The 10,614-nt window shown below is 51.5% G+C and carries 10 protein-coding genes; 2 read left to right on the forward strand and 8 right to left on the reverse strand.

Features of this window, described 5'->3' with window-relative positions; genetic code table 11:
- Positions 1-208 (reverse strand): photosystem I reaction center subunit II (psaD, locus tag H6F80_RS07145; protein ID WP_242067212.1); only part of this gene is annotated, 208 nt, incomplete at its 3' end.
- A 152-nt stretch (positions 209-360) separates the two neighbouring features.
- Positions 361-2,001: a DUF6930 domain-containing protein gene (locus H6F80_RS07150; RefSeq protein ID WP_190790897.1), complete on the reverse strand. Its 1,641-nt coding sequence runs from the start codon at positions 1,999-2,001 to the stop codon at positions 361-363.
- Between the two features lie 441 nt (positions 2,002-2,442).
- Here H6F80_RS07150 and H6F80_RS07155 point away from each other — a divergent pair, with 441 nt between their 5' ends.
- Positions 2,443-2,796, forward strand: a complete 354-nt coding sequence (locus H6F80_RS07155) for a HesB/IscA family protein (RefSeq protein WP_190790898.1) — start codon at positions 2,443-2,445, stop codon at positions 2,794-2,796.
- Positions 2,797-2,905: 109 nt separating this feature from the next.
- On the opposite strand, the gene H6F80_RS07160 is transcribed toward H6F80_RS07155, so the two are convergent.
- The 5 genes from H6F80_RS07160 to H6F80_RS07180 all read right to left on the reverse strand — a co-directional run bounded on the left by H6F80_RS07160 (position 2,906) and on the right by H6F80_RS07180 (position 8,042).
- Positions 2,906-4,441 carry a 2-succinylbenzoate--CoA ligase gene (locus H6F80_RS07160; RefSeq protein ID WP_190790899.1) on the reverse strand — a complete coding sequence of 512 codons (1,536 nt, stop codon included), beginning with the start codon at positions 4,439-4,441 and terminating at the stop codon, positions 2,906-2,908.
- On the reverse strand, positions 4,438-5,571 hold the full coding sequence (menC, locus tag H6F80_RS30670; protein ID WP_190790900.1) for an o-succinylbenzoate synthase: 1,134 nt from the start codon (positions 5,569-5,571) through the stop codon (positions 4,438-4,440). Before menC ends, H6F80_RS07160 begins: the two co-directional genes overlap by 4 nt.
- Positions 5,572-5,594: 23 nt before the next feature.
- Entirely contained in the window at positions 5,595-6,248 is a 654-nt protein-coding gene (locus tag H6F80_RS07170) for a DUF3318 domain-containing protein (protein ID WP_190790901.1), read from the reverse strand.
- Between the two features lie 126 nt (positions 6,249-6,374).
- Positions 6,375-6,623 (reverse strand): hypothetical protein, encoded by a 249-nt coding sequence (locus H6F80_RS07175; RefSeq protein WP_206755045.1) that lies wholly within the window; start codon positions 6,621-6,623, stop codon positions 6,375-6,377.
- A 72-nt stretch (positions 6,624-6,695) separates the two neighbouring features.
- Positions 6,696-8,042 carry a DNA double-strand break repair nuclease NurA gene (locus H6F80_RS07180; RefSeq protein ID WP_190790903.1) on the reverse strand — a complete coding sequence of 449 codons (1,347 nt, stop codon included), beginning with the start codon at positions 8,040-8,042 and terminating at the stop codon, positions 6,696-6,698.
- A gap of 172 nt (positions 8,043-8,214) precedes the next feature.
- Here H6F80_RS07180 and H6F80_RS07185 point away from each other — a divergent pair, with 172 nt between their 5' ends.
- A complete protein-coding gene (locus H6F80_RS07185; protein ID WP_190790904.1) occupies positions 8,215-8,838 on the forward strand; it encodes a hypothetical protein in 624 nt (207 codons plus the stop codon).
- Between the two features lie 282 nt (positions 8,839-9,120).
- Here the strand turns inward: H6F80_RS07185 and H6F80_RS07190 are convergent, their stop codons facing one another.
- On the reverse strand, positions 9,121-10,215 hold the full coding sequence (locus H6F80_RS07190) for a glycosyltransferase family 4 protein (RefSeq protein ID WP_190790905.1): 1,095 nt from the start codon (positions 10,213-10,215) through the stop codon (positions 9,121-9,123).
- Between the last annotated feature and the right edge of the window lie 399 nt (positions 10,216-10,614).

Below are 10,614 nucleotides of genomic sequence, written 5' to 3' on the forward strand. Positions count from 1 at the left end.
CGAGAGCGATACATTGCTCTTTCCGGGCAAAATACAGCAGGTTATCACCCTGCCGCATTACCGCAGCCCCACCAGTAGGCATTTCAAACACCTGTTCTTGCGGACTAGTCCAGGTGATGGCGTATCTTTCTTCTTCAAACGCAGCCGTGAGCAGTCCGCCCGTGCTGCCGCCGAAGATAGGAGTTTGTCCAGTAAGAGTTTCTGTCATGAACGTTTCTCTGAACATTTTTCACGCATCCTATCATTCGACCCTTTTCACATTCTCAATTTTGTATGGAACTGTAATAGTTCTTTAGAGAGAGTGGAACAGGCTGAGGGAGCGCGGTTGTCTCAGGTCATTTACTCTAAATCCGGAATCAGCTACTCTAAATACGGAATTAACTGAAGCTCCCCCAATCCCAAATCCTGTGCGGCGATGCAGCGCGTTTCAAACAGAGCCATCATGTCGTTGAACTGCGGGTTGCCGCTCGATGCACCCTTGAGTCCTCTAGCAATAATCAAGCCACAGTAGCCCTTCGTTTTCTTGCAGCGTTGATCCCACTTTTTGCGGGCCTGGATGTGAACTGAGTCATTTTCGTGAAACTCGCCAAACAGGTGGAGTTCGTCGTCCTGGGTTTGCAGCACGCCCAAATCGTATCGCTCTTCCGAAAAGGGGTCTTCGCCGGGGTTAAAGCAAATTGCCTTCAGTCCGCCTGCAGTTTTGATCGCTTCGATCAGTTCGGCGGCTTTGGGGCGAGAAGTTTGGATCAAGATCACGGGAAACCCATCAGCATCAGTCGGAAACTCTGCCCCAGCTTCCTGATAAAACTTAACGCTGCTCCGCAAGAGCTCCAGCACATCCCAGGACATCGCGCCTAGGCTGTAGAAGGATTCAGACGGCACTAGATGATTGTTTAGCAGCGGCGGCGCACCAAACGGAAAATCTTCGTCGGGAAATCCAGCGGCGATCGTCATTTCCGATAGTTCATCCGCGAGGTTGGGCAGCGTTGCTACCTTGACCGATATCTTTTGGTCGGGGTGCGTGGGATTCGGGATGCGATAGTTTCCTGAAACAGAAGGAAAGTCTTCCTGTTCTAAACGAGAGAGCGACTTTTGAAAGAATCGGTGCAGTGCCTTCAGCGCAACGAGAACGGTAATGGCTTCTTCTTCATGCAGAATGGGACGCATTCCTTCTAGCGGGTGCAGGTTGCCAAACGTAGGCGTGACGCCTGCCTGGGCATAAAACTCTGCTGCCGCAGGCGATTCTTCGTCCGGACGAAGGTTGCCGTCCTGCTCAAAGGTGACAAACAGACAATCCTGTTCCAGAAACGCTTCTTCCAAACCTTCGGGCGAGTCTCCGGCAGCCAGCACCCGCTGACGAAACTGCTTCAGTGAGTCGATCGATCGATACATCAGCAGCCCGTACTCCATGCCCAGCATGCCCAGAATCGAGACATAGAGAGTCCCGACATCTGCGCCTGTGATTTCAACCGAGATAATCTTTTCCTCGTCCAGCACTTCCCAGGGAGCATCCTGCCAGATATCAGCAGTTGCTTCGAGAATGGTGGCTTCGTGTTCCGGCGGAAGTTGAGGCGGCTGGGGCTTGACCGCAGACTGCAACCCCTCAAAAATCTCGTCAATGATTGGTAGTTCGGGCGCGTATTCGATCGTGATATCCAGCTCTTGCAGCACACCTCTGAGAAAAAACTGAATCTCTCGATCGCGCACCACAATTTTTTGAGGACGGGCAGGCAGGGCTGAACCTTGCGGATATTCCATTGCCTGAAGCAGCGTTCGCACGATCGCCTCGTGTCCGACCTCTCCGGAAACCATGTCCATTGCCCGCACCATCCCTTCTGTGCCGTCCACCCACAGAATGCAGTGATTTGCTTTGCGTCCTGGATTGTCAAGCGACGTGACCCCAAACTCTGGCAGCAATGACCGTCGATCGCCTTCCCACACGCTGGGAATCTGGCGCAATTGTTGCAACCGACGACGGGTAGAGCGATTCAGAGCAGTCATAGCCAAACTCACCACAAGACGGGACAGACAGATGCAGCATTGCCTACCGTTTTCTCGACAAGTGCTTCAACCAGCCTTTCGATTAGTTACGGAAGCAACGGATGGATTTCAGCCATTCTAGCGGGGTTTGCTCCCGGTAAACGGGAAGTTTGTGCTTCTAGAATGCTGCTTATCATTAGGATAATCGTTTGGCATTGGGGTTGAGTGAGGTTTCGTGGTTGAGTGCATGGGCTGCTAGCTTTAATCTATAAAAGTCAGGGGTCTTGGCGATCGCAAAGTATCGCAAAGCTGGGTGAATGGGCAGATGAGTGGATGGGTAGATGAGTGGATGAGTGAATGGATGAGTGGGGTTAGTTTGATGGGGATTGGAGGAGTTTGCTGAAGCAGCGATAGAATAGAGTAAGGAGTAGTAGACTGCAACAGCAAGGGAGTCTCAAACACATGACACAAGCAGCACCTCAACAGCGAGGAGGCATCCTAATGAGCGAATCCGCCCTCCGCCATGTCATGGCACTGCGAGACAGGCAGGGAAAAGATCTGTGCCTGCGGGTCGGTGTGCGGCAAGGTGGCTGTTCGGGAATGTCCTACACAATGGACTTTGAAGACCCCAACAACATCCGCGATAACGACGAAGTGTATGACTACGATGGGTTTAAGGTCGTTTGCGATCCTAAGAGTATGCTGTACCTCTACGGCTTGATGCTGGACTACAGCGATGCGCTGATTGGCGGCGGCTTCCAGTTCACCAATCCCAACGCTAATCAAACCTGTGGCTGCGGCAAGTCTTTCTCGTAGCACTCCTACAGAATATATCCTGTAGAATTCTGTCTGCAGTGAGCCTGGTTATCGATTCCTAGATTATCGGGTCACAAGTTATCGATTTCACAAATTATCGATTTAGCAGTTAGATGCATTCATCGTCTGTCGATCGCCCTCTATTTACTGCACCCGTTGCAGGATGAAGGGCGATTTGTTTTAGCTGCTCGTAATTGAGCTTGCCCTGCAAATTGCGCGGAATGCGATCGACAATAAGCCATTTTTTGGGCTGTTTATAGCGGCTGAGCTTGAGCTGAAGGGCTGCTTCGAGGGTCGAAATCGAGAAGTCTGGAACGAGGCCTGAAACAGGAACAATCAGCGCAGTCACGACTTCACCCCAGGCACGATGCGAAGCAGTTTCCCCTTCAAAAGAATCGGGTAGTCCAATCACGCAGACATCCTGCACTAAACCCGTTTGGCGAATCGCGGCTTCGACTTCTGCCGGAAAGACATTTTCGCCGCCTGTGATAATCTTCTGGCTGTTGCGTCCGATCAGGTGCAGATAGCCTGCTGAGTCAAAATAGCCCAGGTCATCGGTGACAAGCTGCTGGGTTTGCTCAAGCTGAGAGTTGGGCTGAGCAGGAAGATAGCCACGACAGAGGGAGGCGGCACGAATGGTGATAATTCCGCTTTGTCCGGGTTCGACTGGGTTTCCCTGCGGATCGCGCACCGTCACCTGAGCGTGGGGTAATACTTGACCGCATCCCGGTGCAAAGCAGCTCCCCCTTTGGGGTAATCGCCCCTGCAAAAACTCCTCTGGCTTCAGGGCAACAACCTGAGAAGCGGTTTCAGTCATGCCGTAGGTAAGGGCAATTCGCAGTTGATGCGATCGAGCCGTTTCCAGCAGATCTGGCCAGGCAGGCGCACCGCCCAGCATTATCATTTGAAATTGTGAGAGCCAGTCGAGGTTAGCGGGATTTTGCAGTAATCGCTGAAGCTGGGTGGGAACGAGGGAAATGAAAAACTCAGCAGGGTCAATGTGCTGAATTTGCTGTGCTAAGTCCTTGGAGGCAAACAGGGCAAACTTGCCACCCGAGCAGAACGATCGCATAAACTGCATCAATCCGCTCACATGAAACAGCGGCAGCACACAGCAAGAATTGACGCGCTCCGAAGTAGTGCTCTCTTTGGAGCAATCGATTTGAAAATAGGCTCGAAAGCCTGCTACGGAAGCCGTTAATGTTTCCCAGGTGTGCAGCGCGAAGCGAATCTGCCCCGATGATCCGCCTGTGGGAATGCCGATAATCCCAGGGGAAGAACTGCTTCCCATCGTGCCTGTTGGAAACTGCGGCTTCTGATGACTCACAAGCAACGGGGAATCATGCTGTCCAGAGATCCAAACGCAAGCAGGCTGAACCAGAGATAACACACTCTTCCACTCTGCCTCCGCCCACTGCGGGTTTCCCAGAAATACCGGACATTCTGCTGCCACGGCTGCAACAAATCCTGCCAGAAAATCGATCGGCTCAGGCTCTGCCAGCAACACCGTTGGATTCGCCTGATCAAGCTGCGTGAGCATCTGAAATCGCTGTTCTGCTCGATCGACTAACTCCGCTCCGTCCAAGCCGATCAACCGCTGCTGATTCGATTGCTGCTTCAGGGTTTCTAGCAGATCTAGCCTCATGAGCCGACCTCTGCCAAATCACGCCAGAGCAAATCCGCTTCCTGCTTTCCCCAGTCATCTGCAAACCACTGATCCACCCCAAATCCGATCGATCGCTTTGTGAGTTGGGTGGAAGGAATCAGAAAATCTTCGATGTAGCGTCGCCCGATCGTCGTTTCCAGGGCAGAAGACCAGATGACATCCGGCTGATACTCCTGGCAAAACTGGTGCAGCCGCGAGGGAGATCCAGCAATGGCAGGCTTGATCACAAAAATGCCCCGCCATCCCTGCCGATAGCAGTCCTGAAGCTGATCGATCGTCGCTACGGACTCATCCAGCCCAATCGGTGTGTGAAACTGCTGATTAAGCTGCTGCATTTGCTCAAATTGATCGGGCGAAAGCGGCTGTTCAATTAGCTCGATTTGCGGCGGGTTCTGGGAATGACAATCGCACCATTCCAACCAACGATAAGCCTCTGTTTCGCTCAATCCCCCGTTCGCATCAAGCCGCAATTTTGCTTGTTCAGGAAGAACTTTGAGCAGGCGATCGAGCTGAGCCATTTCGCGATCGATTGCCTGCACGCCAATTTTGCACTTAAACGTGAGTTCGGGTTCGCCAAATTCAGACAGGATTCTAGAAGAGTGCTTGCCCCGCAGGGATGCCCCCCTAGGCTGGAAGGAACCGAGCCGCTCATTTTGAATCTCAAAGTTTTCCAGCATTAAGGGATTGAGGGATCTGATGTAAGACTCCTCGCCCTGCTCCAATTTCGTCTCATCCGCAAGCACTGCCTCCGGCGACAACAGCACACTGCAAGGCAAATTCAATCGCGAGGCAGTATCGATCGCCCCACACCCCAGCGTTTCCAGAGCAGACTCCAGCCCAAACTGACAGGCAGGTAATTGATTCGGAATTTCAGCAATTTGCTCCTCGGTTATCTGTCCCTTCAACGACTGGCAAAACTCGATCGCTTGATCGATTGTCTCACTGCCAAACCAGGAAATCGGGGCAATTTCGCCCCAGCCCATTTGCTGATTATTATGCTGCAAACGCACGATAATTCCCTCACGCTCCGACCAACTGCCGTGGTGAGTTCGGAGCGGCTGACGAAACAATCGCCGATATCGCCGCCACTCAAAGGAATAAACAGCCACAGGAGAAACCGCCTACCTGAAGCTTAGTAACCGTCTGCCATTTCGGTGCGGCTACCCTTAGCCCGCTCTTTCGCTTTGGCGGCACTCTTTTTCAGTGCGTCGAGCCGCTGCTCATAGCGTTTCCGCTGCTTTTTCTTCGGCGTTTGCTCGATTAAAACTTTCAGTGCACTGCCTAAACTCTTGTAGGCATTAGGAAGCGTGTAGCCAAATCGGGTTGCCAGGGCGATCGCTTTTTCGTCTGCCTGGATTGCTTCTTGAAGCGTCTTTTCCCCATTGTTGCGAACGTAGAGCCGCCAGCCCGAAACACCGCACAGTGCCAATGCCAGTATCAGCAGCAAGCCATCTTGTACCCAGAGTTCGCCCACTGCACCGCCCAGACCGATCGCCAGAGCTGCCATCTCCCAGCCGTCACGGGGAATTGTATCGTTCTGAACGCGGGCAACCTCATGCCAGAACAGCAGATTGCGCTGATCCAGTGCCAACTGATCCCACTTTACCAGGTCGATTTGCACTTCGATCTGGTCTTTTCCAATTTCCTCACTGGTGATCAGTACCGGATTGACAGCCGTTGAAGCTTCAACCGTTACCCAGCTCTTCAGTTCCGGCGGCAGCAAGCTCTTGAGCCGTCTCAGTTCACTCAGATCCGATCGTGCGGTGGAAGTGGCGTAGGAGGTCATAGTTTAGCCCTGCAAACGATATCGAATAGGTCAGCGTTATTGCGTTCAGGTTATGGCTTTGTGAATCGCATTTTCAGATCGCATTTTCAGAGAGTATAGCGGTCTTTTACTCCCTTGTTTTCTATATTAGCGATCGAGTGAAAGAAATCGATCGGACTCACCCAATACACGAAAGCTAGTCCTCCATTCGGGTGAGCGATCGTCCAAATTGCTTCTGCAAATGATCTGGAGCTGGGTGACGTTGAGCAACAGTTTGACCTGCAATAGGTCAGGAACCCGATTTTTTGGCGAATGGCAATAGCCTGCTGCAGCGAGCGAAGCGGTAGAGGCACAGTGGCTCGATCGAATCAAGGCGGATTTTTTGAGTCTGATCAAGTATCCACCGCATGAAGAGATTGTCAAAATGTTTGTGCTGGCTCTCGGGCGATCGCGAATAAGATTCAACGTTCAGGCAATGCTGCCTCGCTTTCGAGCTTCTTTGTAAGAAGTTCCAATATTTTGCAAGCCCGATCGAATCATTTGTTGTTCCAGTAATGCGAAAAACCGGGCACGATCGCCCCCACGCACGACCGCCTGATTATGTGCTTCTGCCAGGGCAACCGGATAGCCGTAGCCTTTTTGCACCTGGGTTAAAGTCAGACTGAGGGCAGTTTCCAGCAAAGTCGGATTTTCGGCAACCCAGGCAGGAAACTCCACCCGCGCAATTTCAGAACCTACGTTGACATAGCAAAAGTAAATTGCCTGATCGCCGTACCATTCCAGAATCTTGGCAGAGCTGCGCCAGAGTGCCCCCCGCTGACCCGGTTCAAGCAGCAACCCCCAGAGAGCCGTATCCCGAAGCGGAGCAAACACCTGGCAGGGAGCCGTTTCAGTCGCACCCGGACAAAAGGTGTGACAGTCGGGAGCCGGAAAAGGACAGGTATGGAACCGCAGAAAGTTGAGTGCTTCTCCGCTTCGTGCTGCGCTGAGATAGCCCACTAGCGGAACCTGTTTCGATCGCAGTCGATCCCAGGCGGTCAAAATGGGAGGCAAGAGTCGATCGCGAGCTTCCGTGGGCAGAGCTTCCAGAAACCAGTAAATCAGCGAACCGTCTACCATTGCCAGACGTGGCGGCACTTCAGGAACTGCATAGGGAATCGAAAGCTGATGGCTAGATGAATCGCTGGCAGAGTCGATCGCGGTAGAAACTGCGGCAATCCCAGCAGACGAATTTGCGAGATGGGAATCTGCAATCTGGGAATTAGTGAACTGGGAATTTGCAAGCTCTGAATCTGCAAGCTCTGAATCTGCAAACTGATGAATTGCTAGCTCTGCCAGGGTTTCCACTTCGGACACCGTGCGTTGATAGCCCATCCACTCCTCGGTGCGGATGCCCCACTGCCGCGACACATAAAGATCCTCCGGGCGATAAAACACCTCCGGCAGGCTATCCAGCAACGGATGGCGATTTTGCCCATAGTGCAGCACAATTCGCCCAACGTTGATCAAATAGCAGTAGGCAATTTCGTGATGGCTGGGGGCAATTTGCGACCCGTCTGTGGCGATGACGCTGTGAAGGGCTGGGGCAGGCGCAATGCTAACTCGCGTATCGAGCGGTTCCACAGGTTCCGCTGCTGTAAACCCCAATCGATCGCGCCACTGAGTTTGCAGAGCCAGCAATTCTTCCTGTCGATCGCGGGCTTGCGCTAAAAGCTGTTCTGCCAGCTCTAACCGTTGACGGGCAGCGGTGGCTTCCTGGGTCAGGTGTTGACCAATGCCCTGCATCTGGCGGGCAAGCTTCATCAGGTCAAGCATTCGGTTTGGGGTGCGAAAGCATTAATTAAGGGTGAATCGGTCGAGATACAGATGTTCTTTATCTTACTCTGTCTTAGTTAATAGAACGCTTCATTCCTTCTATAGACGCAGGTGACAGGCTAAATTCGTTAATTTAGATGACTCAAACATAGAAAGATCCATAAGAATAAAAATGACTTCTAAAAAGAAATCGAAGAAAAAAAACCAATCTACTGAATCGCAAAATAACGGCTTGTTGGGCGGACGACTCAACGGAATTGCCGTCGCACTCCTGACCACACTGGTGACTGAAATTGTGCAGCAAGTGCTTGAGCGTCTTTTCCGATCTAATGCACAATCCGACGCAGCGGGTGATCATTCTGAGGAAGCCAAATCAGATTTGCCGATGAACGCTAAGCCGATAGGCGCTGAGTTAGAAAATAAGCCCGTTGCCACCGTTGCTGGCGCGGTAAGCGATCGCGTTACCCAGATCAAGCCTGGGATGCAGGACATTCTTAAAACGGTGCGAGCGGCTGTAGAGGAAGCTACCCCGCGTCTAAATGAAGCGATCGCCGTGCTGCAAGCCTCCTCAAACGACCCAAAACAAGCGGTTGCTACGCTGGTGCGTGATGTTGTCACTGAAACCAAAGAAAACTTGAGTACGGCTGCTCCAAATCTAGATAGCTGGATTAATAGCGCGATGAATACAACTCAGGCTGTGCTTGCTGGCGTTGCTGCAGTGAACTCAGAAGAACCCAAACAAAAACATAAGAAAAAGAAAGGCAAAAAGAACAAAGGCAAAAACTCGAAGAAATAAACGCTGACGGTTGGGTAGACCTTTTGGGGAATGCTTTGATGATCCAAGCTAAAAAAAATACGCAAATTAGAAGATTCTTCCGCCCGCTTAACAATACTGCCCGCGTGGAATGAAGCCCGATTTGGTCATCTGGCAAAAGAATATATCTGTAAACAGAAAGACTCCCCCTGATAGAGGAGTCCTTTTTCGTTTTAGCGTTGCTAAACGATGGAATGGCTCACCACCAAACACCGCGATGTATCTCTTCAACTCAGCAACGCCCTAATTTGAACCAGTCACCGGTTATGGCTGAGCCAGTCTCAGCGACATTACACTACTGGTTTCCGTGGACGCAGCGACGCTTCTTTCACCAACTTGATTGGCGACCTCAGTGAGAATTCGATCTAATGCTGCACCAGCCGCTTCATTAGAGAAGTGTTCAGCCGCGTAGCGCATTGCATTTTGACCCAGGCGATTCCGCAATTCGTGATCTTCCCACAGCTTTTGAATGGCATCGGTTAAATCTTTAACAGAGTGTGGCTCCACGAGCAAACCCGTCTCTCCGTCAATAATGTAATCCTCTGCCCCGTTGCAGCGTGTGGCAATCAGTGCCCGACCCATCCGCATTGCCTCAACAATGGTGACTTGTCCGGCGGCGGTGATTTGCTCATTGGGCACCATGGGTACCACACTGATTCGAGCTTCTTGAGCTAGACGCAGACAGTCTTGTTTGCCAATATCAAACGGGGTTTGCACTTGCGAAGGCACGCTGATTCCTTCTAGCGATCGCTTGCTAGCAGCCACAATCGTCGGGATGTTGAGGGTTTTGACCGCTTCAAATAAGGCAGGAAAATCCCGATGGGCAGACCCCAGTGCTGCAATGAACGGCTGAGCGGTGTTTTCCTCATAAGTTACCGGAATTTCTGGAACCTGATAAGGAACAAACTCAAACCGCTCAATGGGCAGTTCCAGCCAATCGCTGTAAATCTGCCGCTCACGTTGCGTATGAACGACAAAGCGATCGATCGCTTGACTGCTTTTTTGAGCGAGTAGACGACGCACTCCCGAAGAACAAGTCCCCACATTGTACATCCATGCCACGACCGGGGCATCTTTGCGGAGTAAATGCTTTTGCATCGCTACAGCTGCGGCAAGTTGCGGAAAAACGGTAATCACACCTCCATGTGTTCTGTGGAGGGCGTCGCTTGCCTGGAACCAATGATCCATCCATTCCTTCAAGTCTGTCACCGAGGATTTGCGGGTGTGCCAGCTCGCAAGGGGTACGCAGCGAGGGATGATCGTGAAGTGATGCTGGTGGTTCTTCACAAAGGGGGTCAGCCAGGTAGAGGTCGTCAAATTAAGATCGTGAATAAACGAAGCCGCAACAGTCCAATGCATAGTATTAAACCCCGTGCTGGTAAGTGATTTGAAGGGCTGAATTCAACCTAAATTAGTGAATTACCCTGAAAAAACTTCTCTGCTTTACGAACTCACGCCAATCGAGCGAAACCTGAAGCCTTTGACAAGTTTTTGTGGTGCGAGTGCCACTCGTTGATGAGTCACCCAAGTCAAGATCAGGCTAAGTGGTGCACTATGCAACTTGCACTGAATTGCTTTAAGGAGACTCGCTAAACTATAGGATCTCGGACTCAAATTCTCCGTGCCTGCCCGCCTTAACCTGTGTTTCACAAAAACAGAAATAATATACTGGACGCCTAGGTAGTTTTTGCAAAGCATATTTGCTTTATTTTTTCAGCTTACGCCAGTGTAAATACACAAAAGCCAGTGCAGTAAGCA

Source organism: Leptolyngbya sp. FACHB-711 (genome assembly GCF_014695615.1).
GTDB lineage: Bacteria > Cyanobacteriota > Cyanobacteriia > Elainellales > Elainellaceae > Leptolyngbya_A.